Consider the following 17,255-nt stretch of genomic DNA (forward strand, 5'->3'; position numbering starts at 1 on the left):
TATTCACTGCCTTTATTTAACGGTATAATCTATTGTGTTTTACCCTCATTGCTCTTGCCAAAGGCAAGGATGCTGTCAAAGAGGAGTCAGTGAAAATCAACGCCATAGAATAGAATGCCCCGCAAGCTATGTATTCATGAGTTCCAACGAAAACTAAATCACGCTGCAATCCAGGCCGCATGTTGATTGCGGCCTTTAATAATGTTCCAATATAGAAATAGCGGGCAGTCGGTGTTAACCGGCTACCCGCCATCTTATTGTTTCTTATTCGGGAAAAGAGCTATCGGATTATGCCTCGTCCTCTTTCTTCTTTCCCTTGAACATAAGAGAGATTGCAACTGCTGCTGAAACAATGATTGCAAGCAATCTTGCTGCTGCATTTGTTGTCTCATCTGCTGTTCTTCCTCTTCTTGCTCCGAGTACTGCTGCGCCGTTGCCTTCAAGCTCTCTCTGTGCTCCCAGGACTGCGCCCGCAGGCATTGCTGCGAGAGGTGTAGGATCATCAGGGATAGGTGTAGGATCATTGCTAGGCACAGCTGTAATAGCAAGGCTTCCTTCACTAATCTCAATATCATAGTTGTTTAAGAAGAGTGCTTCATTATTAATGTACTTCTCTGCACTAAACTCGTATGCTATCTTGTTTACAACAGCAGGGCCAACATCAGTTACAGATCCTGTCGCGCGAAGGTTTGTGATCTCTCCATCAACAAATCCACTGCCACTTACATGTACAGTAGGTTTTGTAAGCGGTGTTCCATCATAAGTCTTTGTTCCAGAATCAGATGTGAGTTTAACATCTCTCTTTGTTACAGTCATTGTTCCGATTGTGCTTGTACCTTCAAATCCCTCAGGTGTAACAATCTGAACATCAAACATCTTAGCAACATTCTCACCATTGAGTGTGATCTTCATTTCTGATGTATCAAGCTTGGTTTCATACAAGCCCGCATCAATTCCCGTCTCACTGATGATCTTTATGCCTGTAACATCAAAAGTAACAACATCATCACCATCGCCATATTTGATTGAATCATTGATCTTTGTTTCCTTGATACCCTTTTCAATCTGGAATGATTCTGTTTCAGGAGCAGCCTGATCACTGATATCTTCGTCAAGCGCATAAACTGTAAGTACTCCCAGATGTGCCATTGTATGAAGGAATGATCTAATGATATCACCACTATCTTCTGTTGCTGTCTCAAGAACTGCAAGTTTTTCCTCAGCCTGATCTTCAACTACAGGATCATCATATCCCGGAAGGTCAACACTATGTACCTTTTCATCGGTAATCTCATGTGAAAGAATTATCGAAACAGGAAGCTCGTGTTCAGCACCGTCATACATCATAGAGTCAGTGTTCTTGCCGTTTCCATCAATGTCAAGTTTGACATAAAGTTTAAACTTGTCATCTCCCTCAAGCTCTGTCACTACAAGATCACCATCACGAAGATCAACATCGTAGTTCTCTGCATTGAAGGTTCCTTCCTTGAAGTTCCAGCTTGTGATAACGTTCTTACTGCTTCCGAAGAAGGTCTGTGAACCCTTTACATATACTTCAAGTCCGCTAAACTCATCAACATCTGTGCCGTCATCTGTATACTTGGCAAAAGAGCCTTCCTCAATCTTATAAGAACTCTTAACAAGAGGAGTTCCATCAAACTTCTTGGTATCGTCAGAAGCACGAAGTGCTACAAAACGCTTGTTAATTTTAAGTGTTGCTACTGATCCTTCGTCGAGTGTGTACTGCTCAATTACTGACTTACCAGCACCATCAACAACATCAGCCTTAAGCATAAAGCTCTTGGATCCTGCATCTGTGATCGAAAGCTGATTTGAAGGAGTTCCCTCAACACCATCTACAACCTCAACATACTTAACATCGAGCGAATGGCCTTTCTTGACTTTACCTTCGATTACTGAATAAGATGCAACAAGTGGTGTTCCATCATAAGTCTTTGCAAAGGACTGAGTGTCTACAGCAGCTGCTGCAAGCTTGATGACTGTCTTATCTTCATACACAGCTGTGTAAGTAGCATCCTTGAGAACTTCCATTGCGCCAAGGTCTGATGCAGTCCATTCTATGCCTTCCTCATCTACCCACTTTACAAAATACTGAGTGGATGGTGACTCAGGCCTAGCCATATCAAAGCCATCTCCAGCTGTAGGAGTGAGATCCCAGTGCTTTACATTAAATGTCTTTGTCTGATTTCCGTAGTCATTCTGCCAATCAAATGTCACAGTATGTTCTTTAATTGTAAAGTAGCCATAAAGATCAACATTATAATCAGGCATTGTGAACTGTACGTTATCCTCGTCCGCAACTTCCTGTCCAAGTATTTTTCTTACATAATCCGCAATCTGTGTAAGAATTGGCTTCTCAGCATCCTGTGTCTCAACAGATGTATACCATCCCGTAAAGTCAAAGCCATCCGCAGTCGCTTTAGGATTAACTTTTACTACTGCTCCATATTCATACTGCATTCTGGTCAATTCGCTCTGCGCAGGATTAGGAACCGCTCTTTCCGGTACACTTGTGTATGAATATGTTACATAGTACTTATTTCTTGTGTAGTAATAATCTACTACTGTTGTACCATCTGCTGCTATTGTTACCTCTTTGGCTGCAGGTGATGTAAATCCAGTAATCGTAAGAACTGCAGGGGTTACCTTTGCATCGGATGTTCCTGTAAGGCTATCTGTCTGATAGTTTTCATAGTTAGTATCATTTTCCGGTGTAGCAGATTTATTAAGCTTCTGTGTCCAGTGCCTTACAACATATGCTGTGTCTGTCCTTGCTGTCCATGTTGCATAAAGAGTGAGATCAGCTGCATTTCCATACTCTGCATTCACTCCATAGGAAGCTCCGGTTCCATCCTTCTTTGTGTTCCAGCCTGCAAAGTCATATCCCTTCTTGGTAAATCCGTTATTTCTGATGTTTACCTTGCCAGGGTATGTGAATTCCTGGCTGGATGTTGATCCGCCTGTGTGTCCATTTCCCTCATACGTTACTGTATAGCTGATTCCCTTGTAGTAATAATCTACTACTGTTGTGCCATCTGCTGCTATTGTTACCTCTTTGGCTGCAGGTGATGTAAATCCAGTAATCGTAAGAACTGCAGGGGTTACCTTTGTATCGGATGTTCCTTTAAGGCTATCTGTCTTATAGATTCCATAGTTGGTATCGTTCTCTGGAGTTGATGGCCTTCCTGCCTTCTGTGTCCAGTGCCTTACAACATATGCTGTGTCTGTCCTTGCTGTCCATGTTGCATAAAGAGTGAGATTAGCTGCATTTCCATACTCTGCATTCACTCCATAGGAAGCTCCGGTTCCATCCTTCTTTGTGTTCCAGCCTGCAAAGTCATATCCCTTCTTGGTAAATCCGTTATTTCTGATGTTTACCTTGCCAGGGTATGTGAATTCCTGGCTGGATGTTGATCCGCCTGTGTGTCCATTTCCCTCATACGTTACTGTATAGCTGATTCCCTTGTAGTAATAATCTACTACTGTTGTGCCATCTGCTGCTATTGTTACCTCTTTGGCTGCAGGTGATGTAAATCCAGTAATCGTAAGAACTGCAGGGGTTACCTTTGTATCGGATGTTCCTTTAAGGCTATCTGTTTTATAGATTCCATAGTTGGTATCGTTCTCTGGAGTTGATGGCCTTCCTGCCTTCTGTGTCCAGTGCCTTACAACATATGCTGTGTCTGTCCTTGCTGTCCATGTTGCATAAAGAGTGAGATTAGCTGCATTTCCATACTCTGCATTCACTCCATAGGAAGTTCCGGTTCCATCCTTCTTTGTGTTCCAGCCTGCAAAGTCATATCCCTTCTTGGTAAATCCGTTATTTCTGATGTTTACCTTGCCAGGGTATGTGAATTCCTGGCTGGATGTTGATCCGCCTGTGTGTCCATTTCCCTCATACGTTACTGTATAGCTGATTCCCTTGTAGTAATAATCTACTACTGTTGTGCCATCTGCTGCTATTGTTACCTCTTTGGCTGCAGGTGATGTAAATCCAGTAATCGTAAGAACTGCAGGGGTTACCTTTGTATCGGATGTTCCTGTAAGTCTATCTGTCTGATAGATTCCATAGTTGGTATCGTTCTCTGGAGTTGATGGCATTTCTGCCTTCTGTGTCCAGTGCCTTACAACATATGCTGTGTCTGTCCTTGCTGTCCATGTTGCATAAAGAGTGAGATTAGCTGCATTTCCATACTCTGCATTCACTCCATAGGAAGTTCCGGTTCCATCCTTCTTTGTGTTCCAGCCTGCAAAGTCATATCCCTTCTTGGTAAATCCGTTATTTCTGATGTTTACCTTGCCAGGGTATGTGAATTCCTGGCTGGATGTTGATCCGCCTGTGTGTCCATTTCCCTCATACGTTACTGTATAGCTGATTCCCTTGTAGTAATAATCTACTACTGTTGTGCCATCTGCTGCTATTGTTACCTCTTTGGCTGCAGGTGATGTAAATCCAGTAATCGTAAGAACTGCAGGGGTTACCTTTGTATCGGATGTTCCTGTAAGTCTATCTGTCTGATAGATTCCATAGTTGGTATCGTTCTCTGGAGTTGATGGCATTTCTGCCTTCTGTGTCCAGTGCCTTACAACATATGCTGTGTCTGTCCTTGCTGTCCATGTTGCATAAAGAGTGAGATTAGCTGCATTTCCATACTCTGCATTCACTCCATAGGAAGCTCCGGTTCCATCCTTCTTTGTGTTCCAGCCTGCAAAGTCATATCCCTTCTTGGTAAATCCGTTATTTCTGATGTTTACCTTGCCAGGGTATGTGAATTCCTGGCTGGATGTTGATCCGCCTGTGTGTCCATTTCCCTCATACGTTACTGTATAGCTGATTCCCTTGTAGTAATAATCTACTACTGTTGTGCCATCTGCTGCTATTGTTACCTCTTTGGCTGCAGGTGATGTAAATCCAGTAATCGTAAGAACTGCAGGGGTTACCTTTGTATCGGATGTTCCTTTAAGGCTATCTGTCTTATAGATTCCATAGTTGGTATCGTTCTCTGGAGTTGATGGCCTTCCTGCCTTCTGTGTCCAGTGCCTTACAACATATGCTGTGTCTGTCCTTGCTGTCCATGTTGCATAAAGAGTGAGATTAGCTGCATTTCCATACTCTGCATTCACTCCATAGGAAGCTCCGGTTCCATCCTTCTTTGTGTTCCAGCCTGCAAAGTCATATCCCTTCTTGGTAAATCCGTTATTTCTGATGTTTACCTTGCCAGGGTATGTGAATTCCTGGCTGGATGTTGATCCGCCTGTGTGTCCATTTCCCTCATACGTTACTGTATAGCTGATTCCCTTGTAGTAATAATCTACTACTGTTGTGCCATCTGCTGCTATTGTTACCTCTTTGGCTGCAGGTGATGTAAATCCAGTAATCGTAAGAACTGCAGGGGTTACCTTTGTATCGGATGTTCCTTTAAGGCTATCTGTCTTATAGATTCCATAGTTGGTATCGTTCTCTGGAGTTGATGGCATTTCTGCCTTCTGTGTCCAGTGCCTTACAACATATGCTGTGTCTGTCCTTGCTGTCCATGTTGCATAAAGAGTGAGATTAGCTGCATTTCCATACTCTGCATTCACTCCATAGGAAGCTCCGGTTCCATCCTTCTTTGTGTTCCAGCCTGCAAAGTCATATCCCTTCTTGGTAAATCCGTTATTTCTGATGTTTACCTTGCCAGGGTATGTGAATTCCTGGCTGGATGTTGATCCGCCTGTGTGTCCATTTCCCTCATACGTTACTGTATAGCTGATTCCCTTGTAGTAATAATCTACTACTGTTGTGCCATCTGCTGCTATTGTTACCTCTTTGGCTGCAGGTGATGTAAATCCAGTAATCGTAAGAACTGCAGGGGTTACCTTTGTATCGGATGTTCCTTTAAGGCTATCTGTCTTATAGATTCCATAGTTGGTATCGTTCTCTGGAGTTGATGGCCTTCCTGCCTTCTGTGTCCAGTGCCTTACAACATATGCTGTGTCTGTCCTTGCTGTCCATGTTGCATAAAGAGTGAGATTAGCTGCATTTCCATACTCTGCATTCACTCCATAGGAAGTTCCGGTTCCATCCTTCTTTGTGTTCCAGCCTGCAAAGTCATATCCCTTCTTGGTAAATCCGTTATTTCTGATGTTTACCTTGCCAGGGTATGTGAATTCCTGGCTGGATGTTGATCCGCCTGTGTGTCCATTTCCCTCATACGTTACTGTATAGCTGATTCCCTTGTAGTAATAATCTACTACTGTTGTGCCATCTGCTGCTATTGTTACCTCTTTGGCTGCAGGTGATGTAAATCCAGTAATCGTAAGAACTGCAGGGGTTACCTTTGTATCGGATGTTCCTTTAAGTCTATCTGTCTTATAGATTCCATAGTTGGTATCGTTCTCTGGAGTTGATGGCCTTCCTGCCTTCTGTGTCCAGTGCCTTACAACATATGCTGTGTCTGTCCTTGCTGTCCATGTTGCATAAAGAGTGAGATCAGCTGCATTTCCATACTCTGCATTCACTCCATAGGAAGTTCCGGTTCCATCCTTCTTTGTGTTCCAGCCTGCAAAGTCATATCCGTTCTTGGTAAATCCGTTATTTTTGATGTTTACCTTGCCAGGGTATGTGAATGTCTGGCTGGATGTTGATCCGCCTGTGTGTCCATTTCCCTCATACGTTACTGTATATTGTTTGCTTGACCAAACGGCATACATAACAACAGGCTCACCGGTGAGAACAGTAATCTTGTTATTAGTAAAGGTCTCAGCCTGGCCTCTATCAGCACTTGCCTTATCCCTGTTCCAGCCTATGAGAGTATAGCCTTCCCTCGTGAATTTAACGTTATTATTAGTCTTGTAGTCAAGAACCGTGAAATCACGAGATGTTTCCTGCTGAGTACTTGATCCCGATGAAGAATTAGGATCCTGATAAATTTTTCCATTTCCACCATTAGGATCATATCTTACATCAAATGAGTATTTAAATTCATCGTATTTGGCATAAAAATCGAATCCTGTTTTCCCGCCGCAATCTTTAGCAGCCTTAACAAAGTCTTCATACTCATAAAACTTTGTTCTCTTCCACTCAGCGGATGTCTCACCAGTACGGAATTCAAACTGTACCGTATCCTTGGTTGATACATTGATATCCAGCAGTGTAAACTCGTAGCAGTTGTCCTCCATGCCATCACGCTGAATCATTGGATACGGAGTACCATTAATATATACATACATCTTGCCTTCAAGTTTTCTGAATTCCTCTTCGTCCGGAATACGCATATCAACATGTGTTTTCCTTATTACCGGCTTTGTCGGATCAGTAGTTATATTGTTATTGGTATAGAAGAAGAATATTTGTGAATCTTCAGGAATAGTTCCTAAAGCTCTATTTCCGTCGTACAACTTTACTTTTTTAGTAGTAGTAGTCCAAAGCCAAAATCCAGATGTTTCTTCGGTGTATTCAACATGCGTAATCCTTGTTACTGTGTTCTGAGAATTCACAACTCCCGCATGATTATATGTATATCCGTTAATCTTAGGAGCGATTGTATTAATTGCAGTCTTGACCTGCTTAGCTGAAATCTGTAGCTCGTTACCTGTTGCTCCGGTATCGATTTCTCGTACATATGCTGAATCTTCAGGATCATACTCATATGTAACGGCATATATAGAAGCATAAGTGGAATTTGATCCACTTTTATATACTGCAACTGTATATGTTGAGAAATGCTTAGCATCAATAACGATGGCATTAGTTGTATTATTCTCTAATACCTTTTCCTGATTAACGCCCGACATATCATCTTCTACGTGATAAACCGCAAGGCTTGTATCAGAACTTGTTACATCACTCTCAGCTTTGCTGATATCATCAAAAGTAACCCTGACGGTTCCATCCTGTGGCTGAACCTTACCTTCAGGATTCTCATCTGTGATCATGCTCTTAGCAAAGAAGTTGATGTCAAATGAAATAGTCTTCTGTACTTCGATTTCAGCTTCAGTATCTGCATTCAGATCCTCTTCGATCATGTCAGCAATCTGAGCTTCTTCTTTTGAGCTTAAAGTATCAACTGTGAAATATACATCGTCAGGAAGAACATCTTTAGCTGCAAAGAAAGAAATCTGGATACCATCAACAGTTGTGCTGTCCTTGAAGATCATATTGTATGTAGGACCTTCTGCATCCTCCTCTTCTTTCTCTTCCTTATTCTCAGCAAATACAGCTGTGTATGTATAGGTCAGCTTTGCGCCTTCTGCTTCAAGTGCCTCTTTTTCGGGAACAGCAGGAACAAAGGTGGGTTCATCGGTAATGAACTCGCCGTCCTCATCTTCCCATCGGATGAATTTATATCCTTCTTCTGCCTCGGCAGTTGAACCCTTAAGTTCAAATTTCTCCGCATCAAGAGCAATCTTTTCACTCTTTGGAGATACCGAGCCGCCCCCGTTAGTAGAATACTTAACTACAAGGTAACCCTCTTCAGGGGTAGCATCCTCATCAGTTGCCTCATCAGTTGCATCATCGGCAACTTCCTCGGTCTCCTCATCGGATGCCTCTTCATCGTCTCCATCCTCGGCCTGCTCTTCTTCAGTCTTGTTGACCTGCTGTTCAGGATCCTGTACTTCTTCGGTAGATCCCTCTACAGACTGAGCGGCGCCTGAGGCCTGAGCTTCATTCCCGGAAAAGGTCTGCTCTGCAGGCGGTGCTGTCTCCTTCCCATTAGTTTCCTCGACAATCTCTGACCAGGTGTTGCCTTCGGCATCATTGGTCTCGTCTGTCTGTGCTTCGATTTCTGCGGCATCCATAGCATATGCTCTTGTGCTTGCAAAGTCGCTGCCAAAGGTGGTTACGACCAGAACAAATGCCAGTACGAACGCCAAAAATCTGTTCCACTTTTTCAACATGTCTCTTTCTCCCTTTTATAATAATAGTTGCTTGTGAATAATAACCTTGTTTAGTGCGGAGGGGTTATGCTTCCCTCTCGTATGAAATCTCCCGGCCCTGGGCCAGTGCCTCATCCATGAGCTTCACCAGTTCAAGCATACTCCTGAACCGCTCGCTCCTGTTCTCATCTGCCCAGGTAACTTCCCCCTGCCAGGTTCCGTTGCTGCAGTAATCCACTTTGACGATAAAAGTGCCCTTCTGCCTCCCGGGGCCATGAGTAGTGCTGTTTAATTTTGAGTTGTCCATAGTTGTATCCTTTCCATCTTTTCCATTTTAGGAAAAGAGGTATCATATCACCCATCATAATTTAGAAATTTTTTGTTATATTTCTAAAAAAATCGTGAACTTTTGAATAATTATACTATGTTTTCGCCATATTAAAAGACTGAATTTCATAAAGAAAGCCTTCGAAAACCCGTGTTTATGGGCTCGAAGGCAGTATCAATCTAATTGCTCGCAATTTATAAAATTTTTATAAATTTTTTTGATTTTCAGATGTACATGTTTCGCTGCAATTCCTCTCTTGATAAAAATGGAGCCATATCTTCCAAAGGCGGGCTTATGATTGAGCCGTCCGCCTCACATTTTGCGGTGTTTTTGGGCTCCCAGACCTGTTTCGTGTCGGTGAAGACTTCACAGATAAGAGGTCCCTGGCTTTCCAGTGCGTTTCGGATTCCTGCCGACAGCTCTTTTCCCGAGGTGATGGATAGGTAGCGGTAGCCGAAAGCCTCCGCGATCTTCCTGTATGAGGGAAAAGAGATATCACCGCTGTCGGGGCCTATGCCAACCTTGGGGGCATCGCCGAAGAAGTTGTTCTGGGTGATGCGGATGGACTGATAGCCTTCGTTATTAATCAGGAATATCTTCACCGGAAGATTACCTGTGATGATGGTCTGCAGCTCCTGAAGGTTCATCATGATACTGCCGTCACCTTCAAGGCAGACGGTGTCTCTTTTGCCCGAAGCGATGCAAAGACCGATAGCGGCAGGAAGGCCGTAGCCCATGCTGGCTACCGCGTTGTTTACGATAAACCTTGTGCCGGGTTTTATGACGTAGGCCTGGTGGCCGGCGACGCAGCAGGCGCCGTTGCTGACTGCGGTAAGGCTCCCCTGAGGAAGCGCCTCGGAAAGCGCGCGGATGAAGCCGTAGACGTTGACTTTGTCATCCCCGGTGTTTATCTGGTCCTCTCGGACAACGGGATAGGTCTTTTTCCAGGAAAGGCATTGACGGCGCCAGTCCTCGGCGGGCGACAAGTACCCGTCACGGGGAAAAGAGCCATCGAAGGAATCAAGTTCCCTAAGGGCCGCCTCCATGAAGGCTTTGGCGTCGCAGCGGATTTTGAGATCCACGTGGATAGTGTGTTTGTTGAGCTCGGCTTCGTCTATATCCACCATTATTACTTTGGCGGCGCGGGCCCAGGTGTGGTAGTTGTAGCCCACCTGGCGGATGGAGAGGCGGGAGCCGATGACCAGAAGAAGGTCAGAGTTCTGGACGGCAAAATTGCCGGCACGGCCCCCCATGTTGCCGGCGCGGCCGCAGTATAGAGGGTGTTCGTCCTCTATAAGGTCAATGGAATTCCAGTAGGTGCAGACGGGAATGCCCAGCTTGTCCACAAGTTTGCGGAAAGCATCAAAGCCGCCGGATATTCGGACTCCGCCGCCTGCGTAGAGAACGGGACGCTTTGCGGCGCGGATCATGGCAAGGATGTCGCTGATAATGGAGGGAGCCGGTTCCGAATAGTTGTCATCCGGGGGCTCGTAGCCGCGAAGAGTATCAGGATCGATATCCATGGACTGGAAATTCACGGGAATGTCGATCCAGACGGGGCCGGGGCGGCCTGTTTTCATAAGGTGCCAGGCTTTTTCCAGGTGGTATCTTATTCCCTCGGGGCTTTCGATCATGGCGGCATACTTGCAGAATCTTTCTGCCACATGGGTGATGTCGTATTCCTGGTCTCCGATGGACCTGGGGAGGCCGGACTTTCTTGTTCCGTAATGCGTATCCGTTGGCTGGATCGACTCGGAGTCGCCGGAGAGGCCGGCTTCGTACCTGACCGTGGTGTCGTAGCGGGTCTGGCCGGAGATTATGAACATGGGGATGGAGTCGAGGTAGCCGCCGAGAACGCCGGTGATGGTGTTGGTGCCGCCGGGGCCGGAAGTCACGCAGAGCGCCGCCACCTTATTGCCGTAGCGGGCGTAGCTCTCCGCGGCCATGGCTGCCCCCTGCTCGTGGTGGAAGTGGGTGCAGGTCATGCCCTTGGCGTTGGCGAAGCTGGCATTTAGGAACATGGCGCCGCCGCCCACTACCGTGAAGCAGTCGGTGACGCCTTCTTTATGTAAGAATTCTACTACGTAATCGGAAAGTCGCATGGTTGTAATCTCGCCGTGGAATTATGAGTGTAGTTGGTGCGTTATGCACGCCGTGTGGCCGGGCCACAGGGTTTAGGACCTATGGCGCTTTGGCCGGGGCCACCGGCCTTTACAGCAGGTAGCGCTCGGGCTCGTTGAGGAAGACGTCGGTGACGCCGGCCTTTTCGAGGGGCGCAAAGTCCATGATATTGCCTGTTGGCTGCTCAGGGAAAAGATGGCCGCCAAACCATCCGCGAACTGTGCGGCCTTTGAAACGCTCGGGAGCGATGTCCGTGGCATAGCCGTAGGGGTGCAGGGCAAAGGTGAAGGGAGCTGCATTGGCTCCGTCGGCTGTTGCATTGGCTGCATTTCCGGCTGCGGCGGGGTCTGCTTCCAGACGGAAGGTCTCTTCCAGGCCCAGGGCCTTGTAGAGGCAGTCTGATACCTTGGTATCAAGGACGCCAAGCTCTGCCTTGGGGTCAAGTTTGTGAACCTTATACAGCGAATTTGCGTAGAAGGTGGAATATACGATAGCATCCTGAACGCCGTATTCGTGGACCATTTCCACGATCTTCTCTTCAAGCTGCGGGTAGTCGTAGATGCTGTTTTTCAGCTCGATGTTAAGACGAAGGCCTTTTGAGGCGGTGGCGGGCTGTGATGGCTCTTTTGACCAGGCCTTAAGTCCCGGCCGGAGAAGATCCAGAACTTCTCTCATGGTTGGGATCTGCTCGATCTTGTCGGTGCCGGTGTATATGTGAAATTTCTTGAGTTCGCTGAGGGAATAGTCGCGGACAAAGCCGTAGCCGTCAGTGGTGCGGTCGACGCGCTCGTCGTGGATCACCACCAGCTCGCCATCCCGGGTGATCTGAACGTCCAGTTCGATGCCGGCGATTCCGGGGATGTTCATGGCTTTTTCAAATGCTGTGAGTGTGTTTTCGGGATACATCTGGCTGCATCCTCTGTGTGCCCAAATATTCATAGGTTGTCCTCCTTGAATGAGTGGATGTGGTGGCTGTAGGATTTGCGCAGCCAACTTTATTGTATCACAAAGGAGGGACTTTGGCGGGCGATGGAGGGCATAGAAAAACCCACAGCCGAAACTGAACATGATCAGTCCCGGCTGCGGGTCTATAAGGGTATATGTTGCTGGCGCGCCTTGCGCTTGTGGTCTTGGTTATGGCCGATTATGCGAAGAACATCTGTGTCTTCTGGGCTTCGTCTTCCTGCTGCTTCTTCTGGAGCATTACCTGGTACTGGTCGGTGGCCTGCTTGGCCTTCAGCTCCTGGAGAGCGCTAACTGCGCGGTCTTCCTCTTTGTCCATGCCGTAGCCGTTGAGTTCCAGCGATGCTCTGCTGTTGTAGGCGCTGGCGTAATCAACGCGGTTGGTCTCGGCTCCGGTGTTGGCCCTTGCGCTGTCTACTTTCTTGATGGCCTCGTCGATAGCGCTCATGTCAAAGTCGGGGCTGGTGACATCGAGGCCCTCGAGCCCGAGGCTCTTAACGCTCATGTCATAGGTGGAAACATCTGCTTTGCTGCCGTTTCCATCTGTTGCTACCGAGAGCTTGCCCTCGCCGTCAAGAAGGGGCTTCTCGTTGTACAGGGCGTTCTTGGCTGTCTCTTCGACGCCCTTTAAGTACTCTTTGATCTGGCTCTGTATGCTCTGCTTGTCGTCATCGCTCAGTGTCCCGTTCTGGGATTTTACCGCCAGCTCTTTTATCGAATTGAGGTAATCCGCGATTCCTTCCATGGCGCCGTCGGCCACGTTCTGGGCAGATTTCGCATCTCTTAAGTTCTCTGTTCCTTTATCAAGTGCTCCGGTCTGAGCCTTTGTCTTTTCCTCAATGGCGAGTCCGGCCGCATCCTGAGCTGCGCTCTGAAGGGCTCCGCCCGCTGCGATGGTTGAATAGGGCGAATACGACGATGAATAGCCTCCAACTGCTCCAATGCTCATAGTGTGACCTCCTTATCTATAAAACACGGACCACGAATTCCTTTTCTGGCTTAAGCGTAACACGTGTTCTTAAAAAACATAACCCCTAAAATGCAGAAAATATGGGCAAAAAGAAACCTTATTACGGGTGAGTAATAAGGTTTCGGGAATTATGTTTCAGATGTTATACAGTCCCTTAAGATATTCTTCAACATTAAGATACTGCACCTCGCCGTCATTGCCTCCCCGGTCGCCTTCTCCCGAGTAAATGACATATCTGCCGGCGATGTCGCCGTACTGCATGCTCACGTATTCCAGTTTCTGAGTGTCTGTAAGGTGCCTGACCTGCTTGGGGTCCCTTAGACTGCTGTGCTTAATCTCATATAGGCGGCAGGTAATACTCTTTGGATCAAACAAGACCATGTCAAATTCACCGACAGGGAACTGTAGCACGAAAACTTTTTGGTCCGGCAATGCCTTTTTTGTCTCAAGAAGAATTATGTCTTCCATCATTCTTCCGCGGATTTCGTCCAGTATCCTGTCTGTAATGCGCATTCTTTCCCTGATGTGGATATCCCTGAACACGCTATCCTGCATCAGAGATACTATAAGCGCTTCTGCCTGGGAAAATCGCAATCCGGCCTGGGTAAATGCAATCCGCTCATTGGCGGTATCGGCATCTGAAGAAGACACCACTTCGATGTTCTCTATAAGTTCCAGCAAAGTAAAGTATTCTTTGATCTCTTTTAAATGGACCTCATTGAACTCTTTCTCATTGTATACAGCATTCCTTATCTCCAGTAGATCCATCAGCCTTGAAGTCACGGTCTGCGTATCAACATCGTCTAAAATATCGGTCGGGGCTGATTTATCGCTTCGCAGATTGTTTCTGGATATTCCAAGATCATGGGATACAAATGCATTTCTGATAACCTCGAGAACAAATCTGTGATTCATGTCCTCAACGATCCTGTTGATCACGTTTGTCAGTTCACCCTTCTCATAAAGGGTCTGAAGATTCCTAAAATGCCCGGAATACTGATAGTTCTTGAGCGAATGCTGAATATTATTGGCAATGGCAGAGTCTATATACTCATTCGTGGACTTGACCGTTTCAAACGGATTTATAGCCTGATTGTAGTCATTCCCGCCAAGGCACATGGTCCCGCCATATCTTATGTACTCGTCGATCCCCTTCTCACCCAAAACGCCTTCGAATTCCCTGTATGGGATAAATGTCGTATGGATCATAATCGCTCTGTCGTAGAGCTGATCATCCTGAGAAAAGACAAATCCAAGGGAATCAGTTCCACTGAGAACAATTTTCATACCGCTGGCCGCAAAAATATCTGAAAGAAGCGCCGCATTTTCAATGAAATCCTCAAGAAGCGTTACTTCATCTATAAAGACATATTTGATATGCTTTTTCTCCAGAGCGCGAAGGTCTTTATTAATATCCTTGATGCCATCCCCTGCCTTCACCTGTATAAATGCAGTCCGGAAAAGAGCTGTCTCATCCATTCTGCATATAGCCTGCCGGATCATAGTAGTCTTGCCTGTACGCCTAAGTCCGTATAAGATCAGAACTTTGTCTATCACGGGGCCATACAGATATTTCTCCAGGATATCAAAGCACCCTCGCATTTTGAAGGATCTTACCGGCTCTGAAAAAGCCCGAAGTTCCTCACCGATGCGGACAAAACTTGAGTACTCCTCAGATTGAGCAGGGGTAATCACTGCCGGAATCTGATGATCCACTCGGCCATCTGTCTTCAAAAGCTGCTCCAGCCTTTTCCGCTCTGCAATTCCCTGCTGCAAAAATTCCAGTTCAGTGCCTTTGACGCGCTTTGTTATCTGCTTCCCATCCTCGCGGTACTGCCAGTATTCATACTCCCTGCCATTAATACGCTTGGTGGTAATGGTTCCCTTGGGAAGGCTTTCTATCTTACGGGTTATGGTGGATAACTCTTTTTTGTTCATAATATTACCCTCTTAACCCCATTTTAACTTTTTTAACCTTGTTGTCAATGGGTGGGGTTAAAAGGGCACGCTTTAGAATTTGAAATCCAATTGTTGATTTTGACAGTATTTACATCTCAACCATTACTTTTACATACTCCTCGGATTTGGTGCGCATGATCTCGAGGCCTTTTTTCATATCGGCAAGGCTGAATCGGTGGGTGATGAGACCACCGGGAAGAAAACCGCCGGTACTGCAAGATTCTCCATCGCAGGGCTCTTTCTCGTCTGCCGCACTGTGTCGGCTCCAGTCCACAAGCCGCCCAAGCGCATACCTCCAATCGTCGTCAGCTCCGTCAATCCCATAAAACGCCGAATTCCAGGTGCCGCGAAGCGTCAGCTGATGCCTTAGGATCTTCCAATAAACTTCCCGTGGCAGGCTCATGTCTGATGCCGGATTTCCCACCAGCATGATCCGCCCCAGCGGAGCCGTCAGATTTACCGCCTGCTCATAGTTTACCGAGCGGCCTATGCACTCAAAGTAAACCTCCACGCCGCGGCCACCGGTCTTTTCCATGATGGCAGCGACAGGATCGGATACACGTATATCAATGAAATGCGAGGGTTCGTAGCCCATAGCCAGCAGCTTGTCCCGCTGTACATCCTTATTTCCCAGGCAAAAGACATTGCGATATCCCGCATCTCTAAGAAACAAAGCCACCAGAAGTCCGATGGTGCCAAGGCCGCAAACGGCGATGGAAGGTGCGGGTGCGTCTGCGCCGGCAGAATAGCGTGCTTCGTAATCCGCAGCATCATCTGCGCCGGCAAGCCCTATCATTCTTATGGCATGTACAGCAACGCACATCGGCTCAAGCATTGCCGCGTCATCATCCGCAACTTCATCGGGTATAGGCAAAAGATTCCACAGCGGAACCTTCACATACTCTGCAAAACCACCATCACTGCGAGACCCAAGGTAATCGTAGTGTTCGCACATTTCATAGTGCCGCGCCTTGCATTGCGAGCATTTCTTGCAGGGAATCAGCGGGAAGATGCCGGCTCTTTTGCCCAAAAGATCGGGACGCGCCGGGCATTCCACAATCGTTCCGGACATCTCGTGACCGGGGATCAGCGGCATGTTGTGGGCTCCTGTCGTGTAGATCCGCGGAACATCCGAGCCGCAGATGCCGCAGCGGTTGACTTTAATAAGGGCCTCGTCCTCACCCGGGACAGGCCCTGCAATATCAGTGTATTTAATGTCGTTAATTCCGTATAGAATCTGGGCTTTCATAGAATCATCCCCTCGGCTCTCTCCAGGTCTTCATCAGTGGTGATCTTAAAGTTTCGCTGGTCACCGGGAATCATGGCCACATCCAGTCCGGCCATTATCGCAGGTTCCGTGGAGCCGCGGATCATCAATATCTGATCGGGCAAAAGAGCCTTCGTGGCCGCCAGATACTTCTCAAACCGGAAGGCCTCCGGGGCCTGGCCAGCGTAAATGCAGCTGCGGTTTAAAAGTTCGTCCACCCGCTTGCCGGTACGGCTGAAATAGACGGTGTCGCTCATGGGCAGCACAGGCATGGCTCCATCATGGGTCTCAAGCGCCTTCAGGCAATCCTCTATGCATTCGACCGTAACAAAAGGGCGCGCCGCATCGTGAATGATGACATTGCTGATCGCACCCTTGCCGCTATGGACACTGTCTGCCCCATCGTTTTTGGAGTTTTCATGTAATTTCTGTAAATCCACCATCGCATTATAGATGGACATCTGCCTGTTCTCACCGGGATCGGAAAAGCCCAGAAATTTCTGCGCTACCGGTGACTGCGGTTCCTCAAAAATGGCATCCTCAATGTTGCTGCGCCATTCTTCAGCCGCAACAATCTGTATGTTATCCACCATGCTGCTCTCCCCAAAGGGGGCCATGGCGTGCATTATCATCATCTGCCCGGACAGCTCAACGAACTGTTTGGGAATGCTTGTGCTCATGCGGCTTCCGATGCCGCCTGCAAGAATTATTGCTATGGTCATTCAGGATTCTCCTTATGCACCACCGGGGACGGTTCTCAGTGGCTA

Annotated in this window: 8 protein-coding genes; all 8 read right to left on the reverse strand. The window is 47.0% G+C overall.

Features of this window, described 5'->3' with window-relative positions:
* Positions 1-288 precede the first annotated feature (288 nt).
* Positions 289-8,901 (reverse strand): InlB B-repeat-containing protein, encoded by an 8,613-nt coding sequence (locus T456_RS0111080; protein ID WP_024866203.1) that lies wholly within the window; start codon positions 8,899-8,901, stop codon positions 289-291.
* A gap of 64 nt (positions 8,902-8,965) precedes the next feature.
* On the reverse strand, positions 8,966-9,187 hold the full coding sequence (locus T456_RS0111085) for a hypothetical protein (protein ID WP_024866204.1): 222 nt from the start codon (positions 9,185-9,187) through the stop codon (positions 8,966-8,968).
* 245 nt (positions 9,188-9,432) lie between these two features.
* A complete protein-coding gene (locus T456_RS19875; RefSeq protein ID WP_035801932.1) occupies positions 9,433-11,310 on the reverse strand; it encodes a thiamine pyrophosphate-binding protein in 1,878 nt (625 codons plus the stop codon).
* Positions 11,311-11,419: 109 nt separating this feature from the next.
* Complete coding sequence (locus tag T456_RS0111095; RefSeq protein WP_024866205.1) at positions 11,420-12,268, reverse strand: glycerophosphodiester phosphodiesterase family protein; 849 nt, start codon at positions 12,266-12,268, stop codon at positions 11,420-11,422.
* Between the two features lie 205 nt (positions 12,269-12,473).
* Complete coding sequence (locus tag T456_RS0111100; protein WP_024866206.1) at positions 12,474-13,241, reverse strand: flagellin; 768 nt, start codon at positions 13,239-13,241, stop codon at positions 12,474-12,476.
* Between the two features lie 156 nt (positions 13,242-13,397).
* A complete protein-coding gene (locus T456_RS0111105) occupies positions 13,398-15,200 on the reverse strand; it encodes an AAA family ATPase (protein WP_024866207.1) in 1,803 nt (600 codons plus the stop codon).
* A gap of 109 nt (positions 15,201-15,309) precedes the next feature.
* Complete coding sequence (locus tag T456_RS0111110; RefSeq protein ID WP_024866208.1) at positions 15,310-16,470, reverse strand: galactitol-1-phosphate 5-dehydrogenase; 1,161 nt, start codon at positions 16,468-16,470, stop codon at positions 15,310-15,312.
* Positions 16,467-17,210 carry an IspD/TarI family cytidylyltransferase gene (locus tag T456_RS0111115; RefSeq protein WP_024866209.1) on the reverse strand — a complete coding sequence of 248 codons (744 nt, stop codon included), beginning with the start codon at positions 17,208-17,210 and terminating at the stop codon, positions 16,467-16,469. The genes T456_RS0111110 and T456_RS0111115 overlap by 4 nt, the downstream gene beginning before the upstream one ends.
* Positions 17,211-17,255: the final 45 nt, after the last annotated feature.

Origin of the sequence: Butyrivibrio sp. FCS014, assembly GCF_000526935.1 — a bacterium.
GTDB lineage: Bacteria > Bacillota > Clostridia > Lachnospirales > Lachnospiraceae > Butyrivibrio.